The 24222-nt window shown below is 72.6% G+C and carries 26 protein-coding genes; 7 read left to right on the forward strand and 19 right to left on the reverse strand.

Features of this window, described 5'->3' with window-relative positions:
* Positions 1-194: 194 nt before the first annotated feature.
* The 3 genes from MILUP08_RS27490 to recO all read right to left on the reverse strand — a co-directional run bounded on the left by MILUP08_RS27490 (position 195) and on the right by recO (position 2134).
* The gene (locus MILUP08_RS27490; RefSeq protein WP_007463934.1) at positions 195-380 is read right to left on the reverse strand and encodes a hypothetical protein; all 186 of its coding nucleotides are present in this window, start codon (positions 378-380) and stop codon (positions 195-197) included.
* 69 nt (positions 381-449) lie between these two features.
* A complete protein-coding gene (locus MILUP08_RS27495; RefSeq protein ID WP_144057220.1) occupies positions 450-1250 on the reverse strand; it encodes an isoprenyl transferase in 801 nt (266 codons plus the stop codon).
* Positions 1251-1258: 8 nt separating this feature from the next.
* Entirely contained in the window at positions 1259-2134 is an 876-nt protein-coding gene (gene recO / locus MILUP08_RS27500; RefSeq protein ID WP_007463937.1) for a DNA repair protein RecO, read from the reverse strand.
* Positions 2135-2236: 102 nt separating this feature from the next.
* Here recO and MILUP08_RS27505 point away from each other — a divergent pair, with 102 nt between their 5' ends.
* Positions 2237-3043: a DUF4097 family beta strand repeat-containing protein gene (locus MILUP08_RS27505; RefSeq protein WP_007463939.1), complete on the forward strand. Its 807-nt coding sequence runs from the start codon at positions 2237-2239 to the stop codon at positions 3041-3043.
* On the opposite strand, the gene MILUP08_RS27510 is transcribed toward MILUP08_RS27505, so the two are convergent.
* The 8 genes from MILUP08_RS27510 to MILUP08_RS27545 form a co-directional block, all read right to left on the reverse strand.
* Entirely contained in the window at positions 3030-4250 is a 1221-nt protein-coding gene (locus MILUP08_RS27510) for an acyltransferase family protein (RefSeq protein ID WP_007463946.1), read from the reverse strand. The two genes, MILUP08_RS27505 and MILUP08_RS27510, sit on opposite strands and share 14 nt — an antisense overlap.
* Before the next feature lie 73 nt (positions 4251-4323).
* Complete coding sequence (era, locus tag MILUP08_RS27515) at positions 4324-5229, reverse strand: GTPase Era (RefSeq protein WP_007463947.1); 906 nt, start codon at positions 5227-5229, stop codon at positions 4324-4326.
* Positions 5226-5612 carry a hypothetical protein gene (locus tag MILUP08_RS27520; protein ID WP_007463949.1) on the reverse strand — a complete coding sequence of 129 codons (387 nt, stop codon included), beginning with the start codon at positions 5610-5612 and terminating at the stop codon, positions 5226-5228. Before MILUP08_RS27520 ends, era begins: the two co-directional genes overlap by 4 nt.
* Positions 5605-7029, reverse strand: a complete 1425-nt coding sequence (locus MILUP08_RS27525) for a hemolysin family protein (protein WP_144057221.1) — start codon at positions 7027-7029, stop codon at positions 5605-5607. The genes MILUP08_RS27520 and MILUP08_RS27525 overlap by 8 nt, the downstream gene beginning before the upstream one ends.
* A complete protein-coding gene (gene ybeY / locus MILUP08_RS27530; protein WP_007463954.1) occupies positions 7005-7478 on the reverse strand; it encodes an rRNA maturation RNase YbeY in 474 nt (157 codons plus the stop codon). The genes MILUP08_RS27525 and ybeY overlap by 25 nt, the downstream gene beginning before the upstream one ends.
* A 15-nt stretch (positions 7479-7493) precedes the next feature.
* Positions 7494-8552, reverse strand: coding sequence for a PhoH family protein (locus tag MILUP08_RS27535; protein ID WP_039906711.1), 1059 nt, complete (start codon positions 8550-8552; stop codon positions 7494-7496).
* Positions 8553-8681: 129 nt separating this feature from the next.
* On the reverse strand, positions 8682-10067 hold the full coding sequence (locus MILUP08_RS27540; RefSeq protein WP_007463958.1) for a serine hydrolase domain-containing protein: 1386 nt from the start codon (positions 10065-10067) through the stop codon (positions 8682-8684).
* Positions 10064-10423: a histidine triad nucleotide-binding protein gene (locus MILUP08_RS27545; protein WP_007463963.1), complete on the reverse strand. Its 360-nt coding sequence runs from the start codon at positions 10421-10423 to the stop codon at positions 10064-10066. Before MILUP08_RS27545 ends, MILUP08_RS27540 begins: the two co-directional genes overlap by 4 nt.
* A 47-nt stretch (positions 10424-10470) precedes the next feature.
* On the opposite strand from MILUP08_RS27545, the gene MILUP08_RS27550 reads away from it, so the two are divergent.
* Positions 10471-11232 carry an SDR family NAD(P)-dependent oxidoreductase gene (locus MILUP08_RS27550; RefSeq protein WP_007463965.1) on the forward strand — a complete coding sequence of 254 codons (762 nt, stop codon included), beginning with the start codon at positions 10471-10473 and terminating at the stop codon, positions 11230-11232.
* Positions 11233-11721: 489 nt separating this feature from the next.
* On the opposite strand, the gene MILUP08_RS27555 is transcribed toward MILUP08_RS27550, so the two are convergent.
* The 4 genes from MILUP08_RS27555 to MILUP08_RS36285 all read right to left on the reverse strand — a co-directional run bounded on the left by MILUP08_RS27555 (position 11722) and on the right by MILUP08_RS36285 (position 14927).
* On the reverse strand, positions 11722-12456 hold the full coding sequence (locus MILUP08_RS27555) for a 16S rRNA (uracil(1498)-N(3))-methyltransferase (RefSeq protein WP_007463966.1): 735 nt from the start codon (positions 12454-12456) through the stop codon (positions 11722-11724).
* Between the two features lies 1 nt (position 12457).
* Positions 12458-13603: a molecular chaperone DnaJ gene (dnaJ, locus tag MILUP08_RS27560; RefSeq protein WP_193376646.1), complete on the reverse strand. Its 1146-nt coding sequence runs from the start codon at positions 13601-13603 to the stop codon at positions 12458-12460.
* A gap of 73 nt (positions 13604-13676) precedes the next feature.
* Positions 13677-14699: a heat-inducible transcriptional repressor HrcA gene (gene hrcA, locus MILUP08_RS27565; protein ID WP_007463970.1), complete on the reverse strand. Its 1023-nt coding sequence runs from the start codon at positions 14697-14699 to the stop codon at positions 13677-13679.
* Between the two features lie 84 nt (positions 14700-14783).
* Complete coding sequence (locus MILUP08_RS36285; protein ID WP_193376585.1) at positions 14784-14927, reverse strand: hypothetical protein; 144 nt, start codon at positions 14925-14927, stop codon at positions 14784-14786.
* On the opposite strand from MILUP08_RS36285, the gene MILUP08_RS27570 reads away from it, so the two are divergent.
* Positions 14926-15564 (forward strand): DUF4870 domain-containing protein, encoded by a 639-nt coding sequence (locus tag MILUP08_RS27570; protein WP_007463972.1) that lies wholly within the window; start codon positions 14926-14928, stop codon positions 15562-15564. The genes MILUP08_RS36285 and MILUP08_RS27570 overlap by 2 nt on opposite strands.
* A 91-nt stretch (positions 15565-15655) precedes the next feature.
* Here MILUP08_RS27570 and hemW read toward each other — a convergent pair whose 3' ends face one another.
* Positions 15656-16879, reverse strand: coding sequence for a radical SAM family heme chaperone HemW (hemW, locus tag MILUP08_RS27575; protein WP_193376586.1), 1224 nt, complete (start codon positions 16877-16879; stop codon positions 15656-15658).
* A 19-nt stretch (positions 16880-16898) separates the two neighbouring features.
* On the opposite strand from hemW, the gene MILUP08_RS27580 reads away from it, so the two are divergent.
* Complete coding sequence (locus MILUP08_RS27580; protein WP_007463975.1) at positions 16899-17708, forward strand: enoyl-CoA hydratase-related protein; 810 nt, start codon at positions 16899-16901, stop codon at positions 17706-17708.
* 39 nt (positions 17709-17747) lie between these two features.
* On the opposite strand, the gene MILUP08_RS27585 is transcribed toward MILUP08_RS27580, so the two are convergent.
* Positions 17748-18512: an SDR family NAD(P)-dependent oxidoreductase gene (locus MILUP08_RS27585; protein ID WP_007463977.1), complete on the reverse strand. Its 765-nt coding sequence runs from the start codon at positions 18510-18512 to the stop codon at positions 17748-17750.
* Between the two features lie 274 nt (positions 18513-18786).
* Here MILUP08_RS27585 and MILUP08_RS27590 point away from each other — a divergent pair, with 274 nt between their 5' ends.
* The 3 genes from MILUP08_RS27590 to MILUP08_RS27600 all read left to right on the forward strand — a co-directional run bounded on the left by MILUP08_RS27590 (position 18787) and on the right by MILUP08_RS27600 (position 22130).
* Positions 18787-19641 carry a hypothetical protein gene (locus MILUP08_RS27590; protein ID WP_420329264.1) on the forward strand — a complete coding sequence of 285 codons (855 nt, stop codon included), beginning with the start codon at positions 18787-18789 and terminating at the stop codon, positions 19639-19641.
* A gap of 221 nt (positions 19642-19862) precedes the next feature.
* On the forward strand, positions 19863-20765 hold the full coding sequence (locus MILUP08_RS27595) for a phytanoyl-CoA dioxygenase family protein (protein WP_007463980.1): 903 nt from the start codon (positions 19863-19865) through the stop codon (positions 20763-20765).
* Between the two features lie 162 nt (positions 20766-20927).
* Complete coding sequence (locus MILUP08_RS27600; RefSeq protein WP_007463982.1) at positions 20928-22130, forward strand: low temperature requirement protein A; 1203 nt, start codon at positions 20928-20930, stop codon at positions 22128-22130.
* A 41-nt stretch (positions 22131-22171) separates the two neighbouring features.
* Here MILUP08_RS27600 and MILUP08_RS27605 read toward each other — a convergent pair whose 3' ends face one another.
* Both MILUP08_RS27605 and MILUP08_RS27610 read right to left on the reverse strand, forming a co-directional pair.
* Positions 22172-23368 carry a low temperature requirement protein A gene (locus MILUP08_RS27605; protein WP_007463984.1) on the reverse strand — a complete coding sequence of 399 codons (1197 nt, stop codon included), beginning with the start codon at positions 23366-23368 and terminating at the stop codon, positions 22172-22174.
* A 197-nt stretch (positions 23369-23565) separates the two neighbouring features.
* Complete coding sequence (locus MILUP08_RS27610) at positions 23566-24207, reverse strand: MOSC domain-containing protein (RefSeq protein ID WP_007463986.1); 642 nt, start codon at positions 24205-24207, stop codon at positions 23566-23568.
* Between the last annotated feature and the right edge of the window lie 15 nt (positions 24208-24222).

Genomic DNA, 24222 nt, shown 5'->3' on the forward strand with positions numbered 1-24222 from the left:
TCCCGCCACCTCCGGACCCTACCTGCCCCCACCTCCCGGAACCCCGGAACAACCAACCCGGAGGCCCTCAACTCCGGCCTCGTCGATCGTGGAGGTGTGCAGGTGAACGACCGGGTGAGACGCCGGCGCCGCCCCGCATGTCGTGTGCGGGGCGGCGTCGGGGTGGTCTCTCGTGTTACCAGAACCGGCGACTGTCACCAGAACCGGCGACGCTTGGCCTTCTGCGGGCGGATCAGATCCGCGCCCCTGGTCAGCAACCGGGTCGCCCCGGAGGGACCACGCCGGGCCTCCAGGGTGTGGCTGAGCCGGCGGGCGCCGGCCGCGGCCAACGGCACCGCGACGGCCATCACCGCCCACTGGGCAATGCGCTTCTGGATCATGTGGGTTCACCTCCGTCAGTGACTGTCTGACGTTCCTGATACCCAGCGTGACGTGTCGGTAAGCCTCACTCAGACCGTCGGGGCCACCGGGTTGGGCAACGCGCCGCCGAAACGCCGGTCCCGCTGGGCGTACAGCTCACACGCGTACCACAGGTGGCGGCGGTCGAAGTCCGGCCAGAGCGTGTCCAGAAAGACCAACTCGGCGTACGCGGTCTGCCAGAGCAGGAAGTTGGAGATCCGCTCCTCGCCCGAGGGCCGCAGGAACAGGTCCACCTCCGGGATCTCCGGATGGTAGAGGTACTTCGCGACGGTCTTCTCAGTCACCTTCGACGGGTCCAGTCGACCGGCCGCCACGTCCCGGGCGATCGCGGCGGCGGCGTCGCCGATCTCGGCCTGCCCGCCGTAGTTCACGCAGAACTGCAGGGTCAGCGTGGAGTTGCCCCGGGACATCTCCTCGGCGGTCTGCAACTCGGAGATGACGCTCTTCCACAACCGCCCCGGACGCCCCGACCAGACCACCCGGACGCCGAGGTCGACCAACTGGTCGCGGCGTCGACGGATCACGTCCCGGTTGAACCCCATCAGGAACCGGACCTCGTCCGGCGAGCGCCGCCAGTTCTCGGTGGAGAACGCGTACGCCGACAGGTAGGGGATGCCCATCTCGATGGCGCCCTCGATGGTGTCGAAGAGGCTGTGCTCCCCCGCCTCGTGGCCCTTGGTGCGGGGCAACCCGCGGTCCTTCGCCCACCGACCGTTGCCGTCCATCACGACTGCCACGTGCTTCGGCACCGCCTCGCTCGGCAGCGCCGGCGGCCGGGCACCGGACGGGTGCGGCGTCGGTGGCGTCGGCTCGCGCCGGCCGGGCCTCATCGATCGGATCACTCGGCTCTCTCCCTGCTCGTGCCGTCCGCACCGGCCTCGGCGTCACCGCGCGGCCGGAGCATCGCAGCCCCACCGCCGCCCGGCGGCGGGACCGTGCCGGCGACCGAGGGCCCCCGGTCGACCAGCGGCAGCGAGCGTAGCGCGCGTTCCAGATGCCACTGGAGGTGCGCCGCGACCAGGCCACTGCACTCCCGGCGTACACCGGTCTCGGTGGCGTCGGCGACCACCCAGTCGCCGGTGGTCAACGCGGACATCAGGTCGATGGTCGCCGGCGCGGGGTGGGCCGCGCCGGGCGGCCGACAGTCCGGGCAGACCACGCCGCCGGCCGGCACGGAGAACGCGCGGTGCCGCCCGGGGGTGCCGCAGACCGCGCACGCGATAAGCGCCGGCGCCCAACCCGCGAGAGCCATACCGCGCAGCAGGTACGCGTCGAGCACCAGCGTGGTCGCGTGCTCGCCCCGGGACAGCGCCTTCAACGCCCCCACGGTGAGCTGGAACAGCCGCAGCGACGGCTCCCGCTCGACAGGCGTCAGCCGCTCGGCGGTCTCGGCGATCGCGCTGGCCGCCGTGTAGCGGGGATAGTCCCCGAGGAACCGCTTGCCGTACAGCTCGATGCCCTCGACCTGGCTGACGGTGTGCAGTGAGCTGCCGAGGTTGCCCTTGGGGTCACCGGCGAGCTGGAGGTCGACGTGACCGAACGGCTCCAGCCGGGCGCCGAACTTGCTCATGGTGCGCCGGACCCCCCGGGCGACCGCCCGCAGCCGACCGTGCCGGCGGGTGAGCAGCGTGATGATCCGGTCGGACTCGCCGAGCTTCTGCACGCGCAGCACCACCGCGTCGTCGCGGTAGAGCTGTCGGCGATACCCGGCCATCGGACCATTCTCCCTCGGGGTGTGAAATCAGGGTCGGTTCGGGGTGGACGCACGGACGAACCCCGATGCGCCCGGCTCGTCACCGGCCGTAGCGTGCTCGCCATGGCACTGCACCAGACCACCGCCGCCCGTCGTCGCCGCGCCGCCGCGCCCGTCGCGTTGGGGCTGGCCACCGGCCTCATCCTGCTCGCCGGGTGCGACAACCTGTCCTTCCGCCGGCTCGACTACGACAACACCGAGGCGGTGAAGATCACCACCATCCGGGTGGAGGGGGGCTCCGGAGACGTGATCGTCCGGGGCACCGGCACCGCGGGCGAGGCACGGATCAAGCGGGTCGTGCGCTACCAGGGCGGCGAACCCAAGGCACGGTACGAGATCAAGGACAGCGAACTGGTGCTGGACACCGACTGCGGCGACAGGTGCAGCGTCTCGTACGAGGTGACAGTTGGCGAGGGCGTGGCCGTGCAGGGCGAGAGCGGCTCGGGTGACGTCGAGCTGACCAAGATCGGCGCGGTGAAGCTGATGCTGGGCTCGGGCGACGTGCGGATCAGCGACGTCGCCGGTGCGGTCGACGTGGAGACCGGCTCCGGCAACATCGAGCTGAGCGAGGCCCGTTCGACCGTACGACTGCGCGCCGGCTCCGGCGACATTATTGCTCGCCGCGTGGGCGGCACGACGGACGCCGAGGCCGGCTCCGGCAACGTCACAGTCGAACTGGAGACCGCCGCCTCGGCGCGTCTGCACGCCTCCAGCGGGGACGTCTCGCTTGTGGTGCCGGCCGGCAGCTACCGGGTCCGCTCCAGCACCGGCTCCGGCGACGCCCGGATCACCGTCGCCGACGACCCGGCCGCGTCCCTGGTGCTCGACGGCTCGGCCGGCAGCGGCGACGTGTCGATCAGCCAGCGTTGATCTCGACGGTCGCCGCCGCGCCGGACACCCGCTGCGCCGGTACGGCCGCCCGTCCCACGGTGCCGCCGACGCCGGGCCGTCCCGCCGGGCTCCGCTCGGTACGGCTCGGCGGGCCGGGCCATCTCGCCGGGCTCCGGCCGGGGCCCAGCGGCGGACCGGACCATCCCGCTGCGCTCCGGTCGGGGCGGAGTGGTCGGCTGGTCGGGGACGCCGAGCCGGCGGGGATCAGCTCCGGGCGGCGACGGGCGGCGACGTCCTCGACCCAGCCGACGACCAGGGTGACCAGACCGACGAGCGCGAAGACCAGGAGCACCCGGACGGCCAGGCCCACCGGGTCCTGGTGCGACCAGCCGACCACGTCGACGAGCGGAGTGAGCGCCACCACGAACGGCATGTGCCAGAGATAGATGGTGAGCGCCCGCCGGTTGACCACTGTCACCACCCGGTCGACCAGCCGGCTGCGCTCCAGCCAGGCCACCGCGGCCGGCGCCCGACCCAGCACGACCAGGATGAACGCGGCCGACCACAGCGCGTTGCCGAGGTGGTTGTCGTTGAGGTCGTACCCGCGCGGGCCGGGATGGGTGACGATCCACGCCCCGCCGACGACCGCGAGGGCCAGCGACAGCGGGTACAGCATCCGGCCGGTGAGTCGGCGCAGCATCCCGGCGTGGTGGGCGAAACCGAGCAGCCACGCGCCGAAGTACAGCCCGAACTCGCGCACCACCGGCGGGGCCGGGTAGATCCCCACCTCGATCATCACCAGCACCACGTACGGGGCGAGCAGGGTGGGCATCGGCGCCCGCCGGAACAGCCAGAGCGCGACCGGCGAGGCGAGCACGAACCACAGATAGTCGCGCAGGTACCAGATGGTGTTCAGTCCCACCGCACCCCAGTTGTTCGCCGGCGGATCGGTGATCGGGAACAGCCACAGCAGCACCCGGGGTGACAGCGACAGCCCGGTGAGCAGCATGGCCGGCACGAAGACGGCCGCCAGCACCCACAGCGACGGCAGCAGGCGGCGCAACCGGCGGCCGACCGCCACCGGGCCGGAGCGGGTCAACGACGCGGCCATCAGCGAGCCGGCCAGCGCGAACATCACCGACATGGCCGGGAAGACGAGCGTGAGGGTCGCCCAGCCGGTGACGTGGTAGACGACCACTCGGACGATGGCCAGGAAACGGAGCAGATCGAGGTATCTGTTGCGCATCAGCCTGCATCTGGATCGGGGACGCGGTGGTGCTCTTTCCCCTACCCCCCGCGGCCCGCGCCGCAAACGACGGTCAGAAGCCCAGCTTGCGCAACTGCCTCGGGTCGCGCTGCCAGTCCTTCGCGACCCGCACGTGCAGGTCGAGATAGACCCGGCTGCCCAGCAGCTCCTCGATCTGCCGGCGGGCGTTCGTGCCGACCTCCTTGAGCCGGCTCGCCTTGTGACCGAGAACGATTGCCTTCTGACTGGGCCGCTCCACGTACAGGTCGGCGTAGATCTTCATGACCTGACCCTCGGGGATCATCTCCTCGACCACCACGGCGATGGAGTGCGGCAGCTCGTCGCGGACGCCCTCCAGGGCCGCCTCCCGGATCAGCTCCGCGACCATCACCTGCTCCGGGTCGTCGGTGAGCATGTCGTCCGGGTAGAGCTGGGGCGACGCCGGCAGGTACTTGGTCATCACGTCGACGAGCGTGTCCACCTGGTGCCCGGAGACCGCGCTCACCGGCACGATCTCGGCGAACTCCCCCATCTGGCTCACCGCGAGCAACTGCTCGGCCAGCCGGCGCTTGTCCACCAGGTCGGTCTTGGTGACCACCGCCAGCACCGTCGCCTTCAGCTCGGCCAGCTCGCCGGTGATGAACCGGTCCCCGCGCCCCACCGGCTCGTCCGCCGGGATGCACAGGCCGATCACGTCGACCTCGGTCCAGGTGGAGCGGACCAGGTCGTTGAGGCGCTCACCGAGCAGCGTACGGGGGCGGTGCAGACCCGGCGTGTCCACCAGGACCAGCTGCGACTCCGGACGGTGCAGCACCGCCCGGATGACGTGCCGCGTGGTCTGCGGCTTGTTCGAGGTGATCGCGATCTTCGTGCCGACGATGGCGTTGGTAAGCGTGGACTTGCCGGCGTTGGGCCGGCCCACGAAGCAGCCGAACCCGGCCCGGTACGGGCGCGGCTCCGGATCCCGGACGGCGCTCACTCGGTCACCGTGCCGAGCACGGTGCCGTCCGGCGCGGCCACGTGGATCGGCGCGTCCACGGCGAGGTCGCGTACCGCCGCGTGGCCGGCGCCGTCAAGCGTCGACGCCTCGGTCACCACCGCCGCCGCCTCCAGCCGACCCGCCCCGGCGGCAACGGCCGAGGCCACCGCCAACTGCAGGGCCGTGAGGGTCAGCGAGGGCAACGCCACGCTGGCCGCCGCGTACGTCCGGCCGTCGGAGTCCCGGACCGCGGCGCCCTCCACGGCACCGACCCGCCCACGGGCGCCCCGGGCCAGGACGACGAGCTTGCCGTCCTCGGCGCTCAGCGGCGCCGGCGCGGTGGGGGTGGGCCGGGCGGCGGGCGCGGCGGGTGTCTCAGGCATCGGCGGCTTGCCTCTCCTCGTCTCGATAATGATCCGGGTCGTCCCCGGGGCCGGCATGGTCGCCGCGCCCGGTGCTGTCCTGCTCGTCGCCCGACTCCACCCTGCTGACCAGGACGGTGTCGATCCGGTTGCGCCGCCCCGTGGTGCCCTCGGCGACCAGCCGGAGGCCGGCCACCTCGGCCTGCGCTCCGGGGATCGGCACCCGCCCCAGCGACTGGGCGAGCAGGCCACCGACCGTCTCCACCTCGTCGGTGGGCAGGTCGGCGCCGAACATCTCGCCCAGGTTCTCCACCGGCAGGCGGGCGGTCACCCGCACCGAGGAGTCCGCGAGGCGTTCGACAGGCGGGCGTTCGACATCGTACTCGTCGGTGATCTCACCGACGATCTCCTCCAGGATGTCCTCGATGGTGACCAGACCACCGGTGCCGCCGTACTCGTCGACCACGATGACCAGGTGGTTGCGGGCCGCCTGCATCTCCGACAGAAGGTCGTCGACCGGCTTGGACTCCGGCACGAAGGTGGCCGGGCGCATCAGCTCGGCCACCGGCAACTGCTCGGCGTCCGGGTCACCGCCCCGCGACCGGCGGATCAGGTCCTTCAGGTAGAGCACCCCGAGCACGTCGTCGACGCTCTCGCCGATCACCGGGATGCGGGAGAAACCCGACCGCAGGAAGAGCACCAACGCCTGGGCGAGGGTCTTGCCCTCCTCGATCCACACCATCTCGGTACGCGGCACCATCACCTCGCGGGCGATCGTGTCGCCGAGCGCGAAGACCGAGTGGATCATCTGACGTTCGCCGTGCTCCACGACGCCGCGCTGCTCGGCCAGGTCCACCAGCTCGCGCAGCTCCACCTGGCTGGCGAACGGCCCCTCCCGGAAGCCGCGCCCCGGGGTGACCGCGTTGCCGATCAGGATGAGCAGTGACGCGAGGGGGTTGAGCGCGCGGCCCAGCCAGCGGACCAGCGGCGCGACCGTCCGGCCCACCGCGTACGCGTGCTGCCGGCCGATGGTGCGCGGCGCGACACCGACCACCACGAAGCTGACCACTGTCATCGCGCCGGCGGTGACGAGCGCGGCACGCCAGCCGGCGCCGAAGCTGTCCACCGCGACCAACGCCACGAGCGTGGTGGCGGTCAGCTCGGCGAGCAGCCGCAGCAACAGCAGCAGATTGAGGTGCCGGACGACGTCCGAGGCCACGACCTGGAGGGTCCGGGCGCCGCGTACACCGTCGCGGGCCAGCTCGGCGGCCCGGGCCGGCGAGACCGCGGCGAGCGCCGCCTCGGTCATGGCGATCACACCGGCCAGCACCACCAGGCCCGCCGCGAAGACGATCAGTTGCAGGTCGGGAAGGCCGGCCGTGGGGCCGACCGCGAGTAACGGAGGAGTGGACATCACTGGGTGCGGGTCGACCGCCAGCTCGCCAGCAGTCGAGCCTGCAGAGCGAACATCTCGCGCTCCTCCTCCGGCTCGGCGTGGTCGTAGCCGAGCAGGTGCAGCACCCCGTGCACGGTGAGCAGGTGCAGCTCGTCGGCCGAGGCGTGCCCGGCGGTCGCCGCCTGCTTGGCCGCGACCTCGGGGCACAGCACGATGTCACCGAGCAGGGCGGGCTCGCCGCCGGCGGGGGCACTCTCGCCCGGGCCGTGGTCGACGCTTCCCTCGTCCATCGGGAAGGCGAGCACGTCGGTCGGGCCGTCCCCGCCCATCCAGCGGTGGTTCAGCTCGGTCATGTAGTCGATGTCGACAAGCAGCACGGACAGCTCGGCGAGGGGGTTGACCCCCATCTCGTCGAGTGCGTGCCGGGCGACGGCGAGCACGGCGTCGGTGTCGACCTCGACACCGGACTCGTTGGCGATCTCGATGGACAACTGCTTTCCTCTGCTTTAGCGGCGGCGGCCGGCCCGGCCGCCCTGGGCGGGTCGCCCGGGCACGGCATGGACGCCCTGCGCCTGCTGGTTCTCCCGCTCGGCGTCCCAGCGGGCGTACGCGTCGACGATCTCCCCGACCAGCCGGTGGCGAACCACGTCGGAGCTGGACAACTGGGAGAAGTGCACGTCGTCGACGTTCTCCAGGATCTCCCGGACCACCCGCAGGCCGCTGCTCGTCCCGCCGGGAAGGTCCACCTGGGTGATGTCACCCGTCACGACGATCTTGGAGTTGAAGCCGAGCCGGGTGAGGAACATCTTCATCTGCTCGGGCGTCGTGTTCTGCGCCTCGTCCAGGATGATGAACGCGTCGTTGAGGGTCCGGCCCCGCATGTACGCCAGCGGCGCGACCTCGATCGTCCCGGCGGCCATCAGCTTCGGGATGGACTCCGGGTCGAGCATGTCGTGCAGCGCGTCGTAGAGCGGGCGCAGGTACGGGTCGATCTTCTCGTTGAGCGTGCCGGGCAGGAAGCCCAGCCGCTCCCCCGCCTCGACCGCCGGTCGGGTCAGGATGATGCGGTTGACCTGCTTGGCCTGCAACGCCTGGACGGCCTTCGCCATCGCCAGGTAGGTCTTGCCGGTGCCGGCCGGGCCGATGCCGAAGACGATGGTGTGCGAGTCGATCGCGTCGACGTACCGCTTCTGCCCCAGTGTCTTGGGGCGGATGGTGCGCCCGCGGCGGGAGAGGATGTCGAGGGTCAGGACCTCGGCGGGCCGCTCGGCGCTGCCCTGCTCGAGCATGCCGACGGTACGCCGGACGGCGTCACTGGTCAGGGTCTCGCCTTTCTCGATGAGTTCGAGCAGCTCACTGAAGACCCGCTCGGCGAGGGCGTTGTCCGCGGGGGCGCCGGTGATCGTGATCTCGTTGCCCCGGACGTGCACGTCACTGGCGACCGAGCGTTCGACGAGTCGAAGGATCTCGTCGCCCGCGCCGAGCAGATTGACCATGATCTTGGAGTCGGGCACGGTGATCCTGGTCTGCACCCGGGGCGGGCCGGGAGGTGGGGTGCCGGTCATAGGTCGGGCCGAAGGGCCCTGCGCACCTGCTCTCGATCTCGGCGCCGGCCCTGCTGGCACGGCGTGGACGTTACACCCATCGTATCGGGTCAACGCGGGCCGCATCGCGCCCATTTCCGCTGGCCGCGATCAACTCCCGGCCCGGAAGTCGTACCTGTCGAAGGTCTCCTGGTGGCGGGTGAACCGGTAGGTCGCCCAGTGCATCCGGACCACCGCCCCGGACTCGTCCCGGGTGAGCCGCAGCAGCTCGCCGACCTCCCGGCCGGAGACCGTCCGGAACACGTCCGGCCGGTCCGGCAGCGGCGCGAAGACCGCGGGCGGGCGATCCGCCGGGTCCCGGACCCCGCGCGCCTGAAGGGCGCCGTCGTGCCAGGAGAAGACATATTCGGAACCCTCGCCCCACCAGCGGCCGAGCATCCCCCGCAGGGCCGCCGGAGCGGGTGCGCCGGGCGCCCACGGCTCGATGTCGGCGGGGTCGTGCTCGACCGCCTCGGTGAGCAGTTGGTGCGGCAGTTCGAAAAGCTCGGCCGCCGTACCGGACGAGCCGAGCACGGCGGCGCCCATCGCGCCGGCCGTACCGTCGCCGCCCCGGCGGCCGTACACGCCGGCCAGGAAGCCCGGCATCGCGCCGTCGTGCCCCACGTGCACCACCCGTTCGCCCTGCGGGACGAGGATCAGGCCGAGCCCGAAGCCGGCCCCCCAGAGCGTCTCGTCGGTGGTGGTCAGCGGCCAGCGCATCTCGTCCAGGGTGCCCGGGGCGAGCACCGCGCCGGCCGGGTCGAGCGCCGCCGGGTCGGCGAGGAACGCCGCCCAGCGGGCCATGTCGGTAGCGGTGCTCCAGAGCTGGGCGGCCGGGCCGACCGCGCCGAAGTCGGTGGGCGGCTCCGGGTGCGCCTCGTCGGAGTACGCGTCGATCAGGTATCCGGTGGCCGCCGAGGGCCGGGGCGTCACGGTGGTGTCGGTCAGCCCCAGCGGCGTCAGCACCCGCTCGGCGAGCACCTCCGCCCAACTCCCGCCACGCAGCCGGCCGACCAGCAGGCCGAGCACGGCCAGGCCCAGGTTTGAGTAGTGGAAACGCCGCCCGGTGGGCAACACCCGCTCGGCGCGGTCCAGTCCGGCCACCAACTGCTCGACGTCCGGCGCGTCCAGGGTGTCCCAGACGTCACCGAACGGCTCGCGTTGCAGGCCGCCGGTGTGCGACAACAGCCGGCGTACGGTCAGCTCGCCGTGCGCGGGAAGGTCCAGGTGCCGGCCCACCGGGTCGTCCAGGTCCAGCAGCCCGTCGTCGCGGCACTGCAGGGTGAGCACCGCCGTGAAGGTCTTGGTGACCGAGCCGATCCGGAACTGGGTGCCCGGCCCCAACGGGCTGTCGGTCCCGGTGCCCCCGACGGTGCAGGTCCACAGCGGCCGGTCGGCGCGGTGCAGCGCCGCCGACACCGCGGGCACCCGCGCGTCGGCCTGCACCCGCCGGACCAGCCGACCCAACCGGTCGTACGCGTCCGGTCCGGCCGTCACGCCAGGTCCCGGGCGAGCATCGGGCCGAGCGGAGCGCCACCGAGCAGGTGCGCGTGGGCGTGGAACACCTCCTGCCCGCCGTACGCCCCGGTGTTGAACATCAACCGGAACCCGTCGCCGAGCAGCCCCTCGTCCTCGGCCACCGCGGCGGCCGTGGCGAGCACCGCACCGGCCAGCGCCGGGTCGCCCTCGGCGAGCGTGGCGACGTCGGCGTAGTGCTCCTTCGGAATGACCAGGACGTGCACCGGGGCCTTCGGGTCGATGTCGCGGAAGGCGAGCGTGGTGGCGGTCTCCCGGACCACGGTGGCCGGGATCTCCCCGGCGACGATGCGGCAGAACAGGCAGTCGGATCCCATCGGGGCAGTGTAAGTAGGGAAGGTGCGGCTGAGGCAGGATGGCCGGCATGACGGATCGGGCGGTACTGGTGACCGGTTCCTCGCGCGGCATCGGCCGCGCCGTGGTGGAGGCGTTCGCCGCAGGCGGCGACCGGGTGGCCATCCACCACCGCGACTCCGCCGACGCGGCCGAGGAGCTGCGCGCGCGGCTGCCCGGCTCGGGGCACGTGGTGGTCCGCGCCGACCTCACCGACCCGGACGCGGTCCGGGCCATGGTCGACCGGGCCGCCGAACTGCTCGGCGGGCTCGACGTGCTTGTCAACAACGCCGGGGTGTACGGCGACCGGGACGCCCCGCACCCGGTCTTCGGCACCTCATACGAGCAGTGGCAGCAGCGCTGGCGTCAGGCGGTGGAGACCAACCTGACCGGGGCCGGAAACGTCATCTGGTGCGCCGCCCAGCACCTGCGCGAGCGCGGCGGCCGGATCGTCAACGTGTCGTCCCGGGGCGCGTTCCGGGGTGAGCCGGACCAGCCGGCGTACGGCGCCAGCAAGGCGGGACTGAACGCGTTGGGGCAGTCCCTCGCCGTGGCGCTCGCGCCGTACGGCATCACGGTGACCACCGTCGCGCCGGGCTTCGTGGCGACCGACATGACGACCGAGCACCTGCGCGGCGAGCAGGGCGCGGCGATCCGGGCGCAGAGCCCGTTCGACCGGGTGGCCCGGCCGGAGGAGATCGCCGCGGCGGTGCACTGGCTGGCGTCGCCGCAGGCCGAGTGGGCCTCCGGCACCATCGTCGACCTCAACGGCGCCTCCTACCTGCGCAGCTGACCAGCGGGGTGGCCGACCACGGCGGCCACCGCCCGGCCCTGCCGCCCCGCCCTGCCGCCCCGCCCTGCCGCCCTGCCGCCCTGCCGCCCCGCCTTGCCGCCCTGCCGCCCGGCCCTGCCGCCCGCACCCCGGGCAGCCTCCCGTGCGTTCCCCTGAGCCGGCCCGAGCACCCTGCACACGTCCTTTGCTCTGCTTCAACGGACGCAACAGTGGACGGCAGAAAGTGTTGCGCCGGTTGAAGCAGAGCAAAGGGCCCGGCATGACACCGAGCCCCTCGGCGACCGGCGACGTCGGGCTGACCGCGGAGCCGGGCTGACAGCGACGTCGGGCAGACAGCAGCGGGCGGCGGCTACCAGCGGCGTGGAGCCGACAGCGACGCGCGGCGACCACCAGCGGCGTCGGACCGACAGCGGCGCGTCGGGCTGACAGCGGCGCGTCGGGCTGACAGCGGCGCGTCGGGCTGACAGCGGCGCGTCGGGCTGGCAGCGGCTACCAGCGGCCGAGGCGGGTGGCGAGCACGGCGAGCGCGGCCACTCCGGCGGTGGAGGTGCGCAGCACCGCCGGGCCGAGCCGCACCGGCCGGCCGCCGGCCTCCCTGAACGCGCTCAGCTCGGCCGGGGCGATGCCGCCCTCCGGGCCGACGACCAGGACGATCTCACCGGCGGACGGCAGCTCGGCGGTGGTCAGCCGCTCCTCGGCCTCCTCGTGCAGGACGAAAGCCGTGGCGGCACCGGCGATGCGGCGGACGACAGTCGCGGTGGACTCGTCCGGCGCACCGGCCACCACCGGCAGCCAGGGCCGGCGGGCCTGCTTCGCCGCCTCGCGGGCGGTGGCGACCCACTTCTCCCGGGCCCGTACGCCCCGCTCGCCGCGCCACTGGGCCACCGAGCGTGACGCCGCCCAGGGCACGATCTCGTCCACCCCGACCTCGGTCATCGCCTGCACGGCCAGCTCGCCCCGATCACCCTTGGCGATGCCCTGCACGGTGACGATCCGGGGTACGGGCGCGTCCGCGTACCCCCGGGAGGTGACGGTGGCCTCCAGGCTGCCCTTGCCGACGGCGGTGACCACGGCGGCGGCCGTGCCGCCCCGGCCGTCGGCGAGCAGCAGCTCCTCGCCGACGCGCAGTCGCTGGACGGTGGCGGCGTGGTGCCCCTCGGGGCCGTCCAGGGTCAGCGCGTCGCCGGTGGGCAGCGCCTCGACCAGGAAGAGCGGCGCGGACACGTCAGGCGTGGCCGTTGAACGCGTCGCGCATCCGGGAGAAGAAGCCGCCCTGCTTGGTCAGCTCGGCGACCTCCTCACCACGGGTCTTGGCGAAGTCGCGCAGCATCTTCTCCTGGTCGGGGTCGAGCTTGGTGGGCGTCCGGACGTCGAGGTGCACGTAGAGGTCGCCCCGGCCGGTGCCGCGCAGGTGCGGCACGCCCCGGGCGCGCAGCCGCAGCGTGCTGGCCGGCTGGGTGCCGGCCTTGACGTCGACGGTCTCCTCGCTGTCCAGCGTCTTGATGGTGAGTCGGGTGCCCAGCGCGGCGGCCGTCATCGGCACGGTGACGCGGCAGTGCAGGTCGTCGCCCTTGCGGGAGTAGACGTCGTGCGGCCGCTCGTGGATCTCCACGTAGAGGTCGCCGGCGGTGCCGCCGCCCGGGCCGACCTCGCCCTGCTGGGCCAACCGGATCCGCATGCCGTCCTCGACACCGGCCGGGATCTTGACGGTGAGGGAACGGCGGGTGCGCACCCGACCGTCGCCGGCGCAGGTGGGGCAGGGGTGCGGGATGGTGGTGCCGTAGCCCTGGCAGACGGTGCACGGCCGGGCGGAGACCACCTGGCCGAGGAAGGTGCGCTGCACCGACTGCACCTCACCCCGACCACCACACGCCTCGCAGGTGGCCAGGTGGGTGCCGGCGGCCGTGCCGGCGCCCGAGCAGGTGGTGCAGAGCACGGCGGTGTCGACGGTGATCGGGGCCTCGACGCCGAACGCCGTCTCGTGCAGGTCGAGTTCGAGTCGCAGGATCGCGTCGGCGCCCGGGCGGGTACGCGGACGTGGGCCACGGGCGCCACCTCCCGCGCCGCCGAAGAACGCGTCCATGATGTCCTGGAAACCGACGAACGGGCCGGCTCCGCCGGGGCCCCCCGGGCCGCCGGCGCCGCCGCCTCCCGGGGCGAGCGGGTCGCCACCCAGGTCGACGATCTGCCGCTTCCGGTCGTCCGAGAGGACCTCGTACGCGGCGTTGATGTCCTTGAACTTCTCCTGAGCCTCCGGGTCCGGATTGACGTCCGGGTGGAACTGGCGCGCCAGCTTGCGGTAGGCGCGCTTGATCTCGTCATCGGAGGCTTCCCGGCTGACACCGAGGATGCCGTAGTAGTCCCTGGCCACTGCGTTCCGTGTCCTCATGTTCGTCTCGCGTTACGCCGACCGGCGGCCGCAGCCGGCCGTCGGCCCTGACTGGTCAGTTCTGGGCCAGCAGCTCGCCCACGTAGCGTGCCACGGCGCGCACCGTGGCGATATTGCCGGGGTAGTCCATGCGGGTGGGCCCCAACACGCCGAGGCCACCCACGATGGTGGCCCCCGGGCCGTACCCGGTGCTGACCACCGAGGCGGCGCGCAGGTTGTCGAACTCGTTCTCGTCGCCGATCAGCACCCGGGTCGTGCTCGGCTCGGTCTCGCCGATGAGCTTGAGGAGCACGACCTCCTCCTCCAGCGCCTCCAGGATCGGCCGCAGCGAGCCCTGGAAGTCGAGCAGGCCGCCACGGGTGAGGTTGGCGGTGCCGGCGAGGGCGATGCGTTCCTCGTGCCGTTCGACGAGCGTCTCGAGAAGGACCGTGGCGAGGGTGGTCATCGTCGGACGCAGCTTGGGCAGCGCCTCCTCGACCAGCGCCTGCACCAGCGGCGGAGTGTCGGACAGCCGGGCACCGGCGAGCTTCTCGTTGACGAGCCGGCGCAGGTCGGTGACGTCGTCGGCGGGGACCGGCCCGGGCAGCTCCACCAGCCGCTGCTCGACCCGCCCGGTGTCGGCGATCATGACGAGCATCAGCCGGGTGGTGGAGATCGGCACCAGCTCCAGGTGCCGCACCGAGGAGCGGGCCAGCGACGGGTACTGCACGACGGCCACCTGCCGGGTGAGCTGGGCGAGCAGGCGTACGGTGCGGTGCACCACGTCGTCGAGGTCGACCGCGCCGACGAGGAAGCGCTCGATGGCCCGGCGCTCGGCCGGACTGAGCGGCTTGACCCGGGACAGCCGGTCGACGAAGAGCCGGTAGCCGCGGTCGGTGGGCACCCGGCCGGCACTGGTGTGCGGCTGCCGGATGTAGCCCTCCTCCTCCAGCACGGCCATGTCGTTGCGGACCGTTGCCGGGGAGACCCCGAGCTGGTGCCGCTCGACAAGCGCCTTGCTGCCGACCGGCTCCTGGGTGGAGACGTAGTCCTCGACGATGGCGCGGAGCACGGCGAGCTTGCGGTCGTCCAGACCCATCCTCCGCACCTCCTGTCGCACGTCGGCCGTGGGCCCGCGCGGGGCCGACGGCCGTCCTGGCACTCGACTGTAACGAGTGCCAGTCTACGTCGGCGCCCCCGCCGACGCGATGATCAACGACAGGTCGTCGGTGCGGCCCGCGCCACCCCACCCGAGCCGATCGGCCCGCGGGGCCGGGCGGTGTCGCTCTGGTGCGACGTTGCCGCCGACACCTACCGTGACAGTCATGACTGAACCACCTCGCCCTCCCGGCGCGGGAGACCCCGGCACTTACCCGCCGGAGCCGACTCCCCCGGGCTCGTCCTCCGCGGCCGAGCCGCCCACCGCACCACTGTCCGGGGCACCCGGCCCGGGCGGCTATCCCCCGGCCGGTGGCTATCCGCCGCCCACCGGTGACCAACCGCCGTCGGGCGGCTACCCACCGCCAGGTGGCTACCCTCCGCCGGGCGGTTACCCGCCGGGCGGCCCGACTGGCGGCTATCCGACCGGCGGCGCGTTCGGCGGCCCGGGCGGCGGCTACGCCAACAACGAGGACAAGACCTGGGCGCTTGTCGCACACTTCGGTGGCGCGGCCGGGATGATCATCAGTGGCGGCGTGCTCGGCTGGATCGCTCCGCTGGTGGCGCTGCTGGTCCGGGGCAACCAGTCCCCGACGGTCCGGGCACACGCCGTCGCCGCGCTGAACTTCCAGCTCATCTGGTCGATCGTCGGCCTGGTCGGCTGGGTGCTCGCGTGCATCCTGATCGGCTTCATCGGCGTCGGGGCGGCCATCATCCTCGGTGCCGTGTTCGGCATCATCGCCGGCATCAAGGCCAACGAGGGCAGCCTCTACCGCTACCCGCTCTCGGCCAACCTCATCAAGTGATCCGGGCCGGCCGCTCCCCCGGCCGGTCCGGCGCACCGCCACCCCCGCCCGGGGGCGGCGCGGGGTCGGGGCGGCCGGGCGGCGCGAGGGGTCAGGGCAGCAGGTCGCGGACGACCGCGTCGGCGAGCAGCCGGCCGCGCAGGGTGAGCACCGCCCGGCCGGCGGCGTAGTCCCCGGCGGCCAGCAGGCCGTCGGCGAGTGCCCGCTCGGCGCCGGCCTGGCCGGCCGCGTCGAGCACCGCCAGCGGCAGCCCGCTGGCGAGCCGCAGCCGCAGCATCACGTCCTCCATGTGCGCCTCGTCGACGGTCAGGACCTCGCGGGCCAGGCCGGGTGACGCGCCGGCGGCCAACCGTTGGGCGTACGTCGTGGGGTGCTTCACGTTCCACCAGCGCACCCCGCCGACGTGGCTGTGCGCCCCCGGGCCGAGCCCCCACCAGTCCGCGCCGGTCCAGTAGAGCAGGTTGTGCCGGCACCGGGCCGCGTCGGTGCGCGCCCAGTTGGACACCTCGTACCAGGACAGGCCGGCCGCGTCGAGGGCGGCCTCCGCGGCCAGGTAGCGGTCCGCGGCGACGTCGTCGCTGGGGTACGCCAGCTCGCCGCGCCGCATCCGGGCGGCGAGCCGGGTGCCGTCCTCGACGATCAGGGCGTACGCGCTGACGTGGTCCACCCCGGCGGCGACGACCTGCTCCAGCGTGGCGGCGAAGTCCTCGGCCCGCTCCCCCGGCGTGCCGTAGATCAGGTCCAGGTTGACGTGCTCGAACCCGGCGTCGCGTGCCTCCAGGGCGGCGTCGGTGGCCCGACCGGCGCTGTGTTTGCGGTCCAGGATCGCCAGCACCCCCGGGGAGGCGGACTGCATGCCCAGCGAGATCCGGGTGTAGCCGGCCGCCCGCAGCCGCCGCAACGACTCCGGGGTGACCGACTCCGGGTTGGCCTCGGTGGTCACCTCCACGTCGGCGGCGAGCCCCCAGGTGCGGTCGATGCCGTCGAGGATGCGGGCCAGGTCGTCGGCGGGGAGCAGGGTGGGGGTGCCGCCGCCGACGAAGACCGTGTCGACCCGGGGCGGCGGGTTGTCGCCGAGCACGCGGGCGGCGAGCGCCAGCTCGGCCAGCACGGTGTCGGCGTACGCCTCGCGGCTGGCGCCCCCGCCCAGCTCGGCGGCCGTGTAGGTGTTGAAGTCGCAGTAGCCGCAGCGGCTGGCGCAGAACGGCACGTGGACGTACACGCCGAAGCCGCGCGCGCCGACCGCCGAGGTGGCGGTGGCGGGCAGCGATCCGTCGACGGGGACGGTCTCACCATCTGGAAGGACGCCGGGCATGGCCACTAGTGTGCCCGGCATGACCTCTCCCGACGTCCTCGTGCGGGTCGCCACGGCCCGTGGGGTGACCACCCTCACCCTGGACAGCCCACACAACCGCAATGCGCTCTCCACCGCCCTGATGACCCAGTTGCTGGCCGGGCTGGCCGACGCGGTGGCCGACGACGCGGTCCGGGTGATCGTGCTGGACCACACGGGCCCGGTCTTCTGCGCGGGCGCGGACCTGAAGGAGACCGCTGCGGCGTACGCCGGCGGAACGGTGCCGGCCGGGATGCTGGGCGACGTCCTCGCGGCCCTCTGGGAATGCCCGAAGCCGGTGCTCGCGCGGGTCGCCGGGCCGGCGCGGGCCGGCGGGCTGGGCCTGATCGCGGCCGCCGACCTGGCGGTCTGCGCCGAGGAGGCGACGTTCGCGTTCACCGAGGTGCGGATCGGGGTGATCCCGGCGGTGATCTCGGCGACCGTGCTGCCCCGCCTGCACCCGCGCGCCGCCGCCGAGCTGTACCTGACCGGCGACACCTTCGACGGCCGACGGGCGGCCGAGATCGGCCTGGTCACCGCCAGCGTGCCGGCGGACGGGCTGGACGACGCGGTACGGCGCTACTGCGACTCGCTGGTGCGCGGCGCACCCGGCGCGCTGGCCGGCGCGAAGGAGCTGCTGCGCCGACCGGGCACCGCCGAGCTGCGGGGTGACCTGGCGCGGCTGTCCGTCCTCTCGACCGGCTACTTCCTGTCCGACGAGGGGCGCGAGGGGGTCACCGCGTTCCGGGAGAAGCGATTGACTCGATGGGTGGCCGCTCTGGACGCCGATCACGGTGATCACGCGGGGTAGGACCGTCGTTCGCCGGTCCTACCCCGGTGTCCGGTCGGGTCACCAGGCGGTCGCGCCGCCGTCGACGGGGTAGTTCGCCCCGGTGATGTACGACGCCCGGTCGGACGCGAGGAAGACCACCAGCTCGGCGACCTCCTCCGGACGGGCGAAGCGCTTGAGGAGCGTCTTCGCCGTGATGGCGTCCCGGGCCGCCTGGTTGTCGCCGAGGTCCCGCTCGCTGGCCGGGGTGAGGATCGGGCCGGGGCTGACGGCCACCGCACGGATGCCGTGGGGTGCCCCTTCGAGCGCGAGCTGCCGCGTCAGACCGATGACGCCGGCGTTCGCCGCGGTGTGGCCCACCATCGGGGGGACCTGGCCCGCGATCATGCCGGCCATCGAGGCGGCGTTGATGATGACGCCGCCACCGCGCCGCACCAGGTGCGGCCAGGCGAACTTCGACACGAAGTAGGGAATGTCGAGTTCCCCGGTGATGGTGTAGCGCCAGTCCTCCACCGAGAAGTCCGGCATCGGGCCGAAGCGCAGCGCGGCCGCGTTGTTGTAGACCACGTCGAGCCCCCCGTAGACGGTCGCGGCGTCCTCGACGAGCTTCCGGGCCTGTTCCGGGTCGGTCAGGTCGACCGGCGCGATGCTCGTCATCTCCCCGCCGGCCGCCCGGACGAGGTCGACCGTCTCGTTGTTGCCGTCGATCTGAATGTCGGCTCCGACGACCTTCGCGCCCTCGCGGGCGAAGGTGAGCGCCGCGACGCGGCCCAGACCGCCGCCGGTGCCGGTGATGAGTACGACCTTGCCGTCCAGCGTTCCCATCGAACTCCTCCTTGCCTGGTCGGGACCCGTTTCCGGTCCCGTAATTGACGTGTCAATCGCTCAAGCCCCCGACCGGCCCATCGCTTCCCCACAGCAGGGCTCGGGTGACCTGGGAGACAGGCCGGAGTCCGGCCTGCCGGGCAGGTGAGTTCGGCGCCGGAGCGGGAACGTCCCGATCGGTACGCGTCGGCACCGCGGACCCCGAACCGCTCGGACGACCCGGACGACGCCACCGGGGACGTACGCTTGTCGAACTGTCGTTCAGGGGGTGTGGGTGCGAACTCGGGCAGCCGTGGCGGGTGGAGTGGTGCTCATCCTCGTCGCCGTGATCGCGATCTGGCTCGTCCTCCGGCAGGTCGGGAACGAACTGCGCCTGCCGCTGGCCGGACGGACCTGCACGGTCCAGGCCGACGGCCAGGTCGCGCTGGACGTCGAGCAGATGGCCAACGCGGCGACAATCGCGGCGATCGGCGCCCAGCGCGGGATGCCGGAGCGGGCCGTGGTGATCGCGCTGGCCACCGCGTACCAGGAGTCGGGGCTGCGCAACCTCGCCGACGGCGACCGGGACTCGGTCGGCCTGTTCCAGCAGCGCCCGAGTCAGGGCTGGGGCACTGCGACGCAGATCCGCGACCCCCGTTACGCGGCGAACCGGTTCTACAAGGCGCTCAAGAAGGTACGCGGCTGGGAGAAGATGCGGGTCACCGACGCCGCCCAGCGGGTGCAGCGCTCGGCGTTCCCCGAGGCGTACCAGAAGTGGGCCGACGACTCCGAGGTGCTCACCAAGGCCCTGCTCGGCGACGTCACCGGCGCGGTGGCGTGCACGGTGGGGCGTACGCCGATGATGCACGGCGCGGCCGCGGCCGCCGAGCTGACCCGCAACCTGGTGCTGGACTGGGGTGTGTCGAGCGCCGACCCGGCCAGCCAGACCGGGCTGGCGGTGACGGCGGACGACAAGCGCGACGGCTGGCGGTACGCGCACTGGCTGGTCTCGCACGCCCAGGACCACGGGGTGAAGCGGGTCCGCTTCGGCGACCTGGAGTGGACCGCCCGCAACGGCACCTGGGGCCGGGTCACCGGCGAGCAGGGGCCAGCGGGCCAGGTGGTGGCCGAGGTCTTCGCCGAGGGCTGAGCGACCCGGATCTCTTAACCGGCAGTCACCGCACAATCGGGCAGTGCACCACATAACACCCAATTGACCCCAGAGATGTCACTGTGCGCAGCAGTACCGCTGCACAAGGTCTGGCCCGGGCCCGCCCGCGTCGCACGCCCTCCCCGATGCCTGGACAGTCGCGTTACGATCGGCGGCCTGTGCCAGAAATGGTTTCACCTCATGGGGAGGGGTACGACGCGGTGTTCGATTACGGCGACCGGACCGGCTACGAACCGATCAGCGACACTGACCGCAAGGAGTTCCACGAGCAGGGTTTCCTCCTGCTGCGCAACGTCCTGACGGAGGACCACCGGGCGGCGCTGGAGGCGGCAGTCGACCGCGTCTACGCGGAGGAGCAGGCCAAGGGCAACACCAAGAAGGACGGCACGCTGCACCTGCTGGGCTTCCTGGAGCGCGACGAGCTCTTCGGCGAGCTGCTCACCCACCCGATCGCCTTCCCGTACATGTGGGGGCTGGCCGGCTGGAACATCTACACCCACCACAACCACCTGGACGTCACCCCGCCGGCCGCCGAGCCGGAGAAGCCGTACTGGGGCTGGCACCAGGACGGGTACCGCCAGAACTCCGACCCGGAGACGATGGACCCGAACCTGCCCCGGCCGATGTTCTCGCTGAAGGTCGCGTACGTGCTCTCCGACCTGTCGGAGACTGGCCGTGGCGCCACCAAGGTCATCCCGGGCAGCCACCTGAAGAACTCGCTGCCCCGGCCGGCGGACCTCACCGTGCAGAACCCCGACCCGGAGGGCACGGTGGAGATCACCGCGAACCCGGGCGACGCGTTCATCTTCGACCGTCGGCAGTGGCACTCCCGCTCGACGAACCTGTCGACGATCACCCGCAAGATGCTCTTCGTCGGCTACACCTACCGGTGGATCCGCCCGCTCGACGAGCTGCACCCGGACCTGGACGGCGAGTGGTACCGCAACCGCACGCCCGTGCAGCGCCAACTGATCGGTGAGGGCACCCACACCGCCAACTACTGGGGCATCAACTGGGACGGGTACGTCGACGACGAGATCCCGCTGCGCAAGGAGCTCAAGGAGCGCGGTCTGCTGGACCGCAACATCCCCTGGCTGCGCTGATCACCCGCGACTGAGAACTGCCCCCTGCCAACGGCGGCAGGGGGCCGTTCTCGTATCCGCTTCCGGGCCACCCGGTGCCGCACTGTCGGTAGCGTGACGGGTAGGCAGAGCCGGGGCGCAGCGCCTGCCCGGGGCGCGGGGGTGGCACAGGAGGCAGACGCGATGACGTCCGCTCCGCTCCCCCGGATCCTCCGCCGTCGCGGCGAGCCGGAATATCCGACCTTCCTGGAACTCTTCTTCGACCTCGTCTACATCTTCCTGCTCTCCCGGCTCGCCACCAGCCTGGGCGAGAACCTCACCGTGCGGGGCGCGGCGCAGACCGCCGTCCTGCTGCTGGCCGCCTGGTGGGTCTGGGTGCTCACGGCGTGGCTCACCGACCTGTTCGACCCCCGGCTGCCGATCATCCAGGCGACAGTCCTGCTGGTCATGCTCGGCACCCTGCTGATGGCGATCGCGACACCGTACGCCTTCGGCAGGTACGGGTGGCTCTTCGTGGCCGCGTACTTCGGCATCCACCTGGTCCGCGATGCCGTCCTGATCCCCGGCACCCGGGTGAACCGTCCGATCCAGGCCCGCAGCGTCCGGGTCTTCTTCTGGTTCGGCATCACCGTGGCGCCCTGGGTGGCCGGGGTGTTCGTGGACGAGACGGCCCGACTGGTGCTGTGGTCACTCGCGGTGGCGGTCGACCTCGGCTCGGCACGGATCGGCTGGCCGACGCCGGGGCTGGGGCGAACCGAGCTCGCCAGCCAGATCTTCACCGGGTTGCACCTCTCCGAGCGGCACCGGGCGATCTTCATCGTCGCGCTCGGGGAGTTGATCCTGAGCACCGGCACAGGGCTCGCCCGCAGCGGGTTCACCGCCGGTCAGGTGACCGCCGGCGCGGTCGCCTTCGTCAGCGCGGTCCTGCTGTTCCAGCTCTACTTCCAGCGCGTGAACCGGATCCTGGCCCCACCGAGCGTCACGACTGTGGAGCGGGTCCGCCCCGGCACCTCCACCTCGTACACCCATCTGGTGATGGTGGCCGGGGTGGTGCTGGTCTCGACCGGCACGTCGATGGTCATCGCTCGGCCGTCCGGTGGCACGCCGGTGGACGTGATGGCCGCCATCCTCGGCGGGCCGGCGCTGTTCCTGCTCGGCAGCGTGCTGTTCGATGCCGTGGTGACGGCCCGGATCCTCTGGTCCCGGGTGCTGGCGGTCGTGGTGCTGGCGGTCGTGCTGCTGTGCTCCCTGGTGGCGCCCGCGGTGTTCCGGCTGCCGCCGCTTACCGTCCTGGTGGTGGCGAACCTGGTCCTGCTGCTCACCCTGGTCGGGGAAGGGCTGGCCGCACGTCGCGGACGGATCGAGGCCGCCGCGCCGGCACACTGAGCGGTCGGCGCGCCGGCACCCTGCGGCGTCGCCCCGGAGCCTCACCCGAGCATCGGCGGTGCCGGCGTACGGGCGTGTCGTCGGGTGCTGATCAGGTTCGCGGCGGCGATCAGGGCCAGCACGATCATGGCGAGCAGCGCGACCAGGACCGGCGGAAGCAGGGGCGTGGCCGGCGCCAGGCACGCCAGCAGCACCACGCCGGCCAGCCGGGACCGCGAGATCCGTCCGAACACGGTGAAGTCGAGGACGCCCCGACCGAGCAGGTACAACGCGGGGCCGCCGAGGATGACCGCGGCCCACGACGGCGGGGTCTCGCCCAGCGGGCGACCCACCACGAGGTGGCTGGTGACCGCCGCGCCGGCGATGCCGGCCACCATGATCAGGTGGGTGGCCGCGGCGGACTGGGTGAGCAGCGCCGGGTCGGTCGACCGGGCGATGGCGTCGGTCAGCAGCTCACCGGCGCGGTAGATGTAGATCCGCCACATCAGGACCACCGTGCTGAACACCACGAGCAGGGCCCAGGCTCTCGCCAGCGTGTACTCGCTTGCGCTGAAGGTCGTCCCGGTCACGAAGATCGACACCCCGAGCGCGATGATGACGAACTGCCGGTAGCGCTCGGCCACCCGCGCGTCGACCAGCCGCCAGTCCCGCGGTCGTGAGCGGCCGATCCGGGGCAGCGGCCAGCCGCACACCGCCCCGACGTACTCGACGACGACAGCGAGCGCCCAGATCGGCAGCTGGCCCGAGCCGCCGACGAGCGCTCCGGCGATCCAAGCGACGCCGGTGACGGACTTCCACGCCTGGATCCGGATGGTCGACCGCGGCAGGGCCCGACCCTTCGAGACGACAACGGCGTAGTAGGCGGTGGTGCTCAGCGGGATGACCACGAAGGTGATCGCGAAGAGCAGCGCGCGTTCGCCGTACGCGTCGGCAGCGACCGCCGCCAACAGCAGGCTGGCTGCCGCCACCGTGATGAGATGCCCCTGCCCGGACGGACTGGTCAGGTTGATGGTGTCCGCCGTCCACGCGACCAGCGCCCAGATCATCGTGAACGCGAGCAGCAGCACCAGCACCTCGGCGAAGCCGGTCCAGCTCAGGTCGTCGGCCAGCATGGTTGCCAGGGTGACCAGAGCGAAGACGTAGACGAGGTCGAAGAAGAGTTCCAGGAACGCCGGACGCTCCAGGCCCGAATCGGGGGGCGTCGCTGCCGTGGCGCCGCCGTCCGTTGCCATCGACATCGCGCTCCACCCGGCCTCCACCGCAAGCCCTCAGTGGGACAATACGGGCAGCGGCTCGCCCGCGGCCCCGTCATCCGGTTCTTACCGGCCGCCGGCTGCACACCGTCGCGTCAGGCGTGCCGTCGGCGCGGCGCGGCGGTCAGCCGTGCCGTCGTCCCGCCGCTGCGGTCAGCCGCGCCGTCGGCGCTGCGTAGCGGTCAGCCTCGGGAGGTGAGGCGGCGGCGGACCTTCTCGCGGATCGGCTCGGGCAGGTCGTCCGCGTCCAGCAGGCGGGGCAGCAGCTCCGGCTCCAGGCTCGTCGCCCGGAACACCTCGCCGATGGTCACGCCGTGCGCGGGCCGGTCCACCACCTCGACCGGGTCACCGGCACCCACCTCGCCCTCGCTCAGCACCCGCAGGTACGCCCCCGGGCTGGCCCGCACCGTGAAGCGCCGGATCAGGTCGGGCACGCCCCAGAAACCCGCGAACGTCGTGCAGGGGGTACGGGGCATGGTCACCTGGAGCACCGCCGTGCCCACCGCCCACTGCTCGCCGATGACCGCGCCTGTCACGTCGATGGCGTAGGTGGTCAGGTTCTCCCCGAAGCCGCCCGAGCGGATGGACCGGCCGATCTCGGCCGACCACCACGCGGCGTCCTCCTCGGCGTACGCGTAGACGGCCTTGTCCGGCCCGCCGTGCACGGCCCGCTCGCCGATGAAGTCACCGGCCAGGCCATCGGTGAGCACCGCCACCGGCCCGTCGACCGCACGCTTGTCGATGCCGCTGCGACCGCTCGCGTCGCCCGCCCACGCCGCCTCGGTCACGACGCCGATGTTCACCGCTGCCACCCTGCCCGTCATGCCGGACAGCCTAGT

It is taken from the genome of Micromonospora lupini str. Lupac 08 (genome assembly GCF_000297395.2).
GTDB classification, from domain to species: domain Bacteria; phylum Actinomycetota; class Actinomycetes; order Mycobacteriales; family Micromonosporaceae; genus Micromonospora; species Micromonospora lupini.

Coding starts and splice junctions, on each gene's coding strand:
- MILUP08_RS27585 (WP_007463977.1), bottom strand. CDS start 18,512: ATGGGAACGCTGGACGGCAAGGTCGTACTCATCACCGGCACCGGCGGC.
- MILUP08_RS27605 (WP_007463984.1), bottom strand. CDS start 23,368: ATGTCGATGGCAACGGACGGCGGCGCCACGGCAGCGACGCCCCCCGAT.
- MILUP08_RS27600 (WP_007463982.1), top strand. CDS start 20,928: ATGACGTCCGCTCCGCTCCCCCGGATCCTCCGCCGTCGCGGCGAGCCG.
- MILUP08_RS36285 (WP_193376585.1), bottom strand. CDS start 14,927: ATGACTGTCACGGTAGGTGTCGGCGGCAACGTCGCACCAGAGCGACAC.
- MILUP08_RS27520 (WP_007463949.1), bottom strand. CDS start 5,612: ATGCCTGAGACACCCGCCGCGCCCGCCGCCCGGCCCACCCCCACCGCG.
- MILUP08_RS27580 (WP_007463975.1), top strand. CDS start 16,899: ATGACCTCTCCCGACGTCCTCGTGCGGGTCGCCACGGCCCGTGGGGTG.
- hemW (WP_193376586.1), bottom strand. CDS start 16,879: ATGCCCGGCGTCCTTCCAGATGGTGAGACCGTCCCCGTCGACGGATCG.
- MILUP08_RS27505 (WP_007463939.1), top strand. CDS start 2,237: ATGGCACTGCACCAGACCACCGCCGCCCGTCGTCGCCGCGCCGCCGCG.
- MILUP08_RS27610 (WP_007463986.1), bottom strand. CDS start 24,207: ATGACGGGCAGGGTGGCAGCGGTGAACATCGGCGTCGTGACCGAGGCG.
- MILUP08_RS27495 (WP_144057220.1), bottom strand. CDS start 1,250: ATGAGGCCCGGCCGGCGCGAGCCGACGCCACCGACGCCGCACCCGTCC.
- hrcA (WP_007463970.1), bottom strand. CDS start 14,699: ATGGGTCTGGACGACCGCAAGCTCGCCGTGCTCCGCGCCATCGTCGAG.
- MILUP08_RS27570 (WP_007463972.1), top strand. CDS start 14,926: ATGACTGAACCACCTCGCCCTCCCGGCGCGGGAGACCCCGGCACTTAC.
- recO (WP_007463937.1), bottom strand. CDS start 2,134: ATGGCCGGGTATCGCCGACAGCTCTACCGCGACGACGCGGTGGTGCTG.
- MILUP08_RS27545 (WP_007463963.1), bottom strand. CDS start 10,423: ATGGGATCCGACTGCCTGTTCTGCCGCATCGTCGCCGGGGAGATCCCG.
- MILUP08_RS27550 (WP_007463965.1), top strand. CDS start 10,471: ATGACGGATCGGGCGGTACTGGTGACCGGTTCCTCGCGCGGCATCGGC.
- MILUP08_RS27490 (WP_007463934.1), bottom strand. CDS start 380: ATGATCCAGAAGCGCATTGCCCAGTGGGCGGTGATGGCCGTCGCGGTG.
- MILUP08_RS27535 (WP_039906711.1), bottom strand. CDS start 8,552: ATGACCGGCACCCCACCTCCCGGCCCGCCCCGGGTGCAGACCAGGATC.
- MILUP08_RS27510 (WP_007463946.1), bottom strand. CDS start 4,250: ATGCGCAACAGATACCTCGATCTGCTCCGTTTCCTGGCCATCGTCCGA.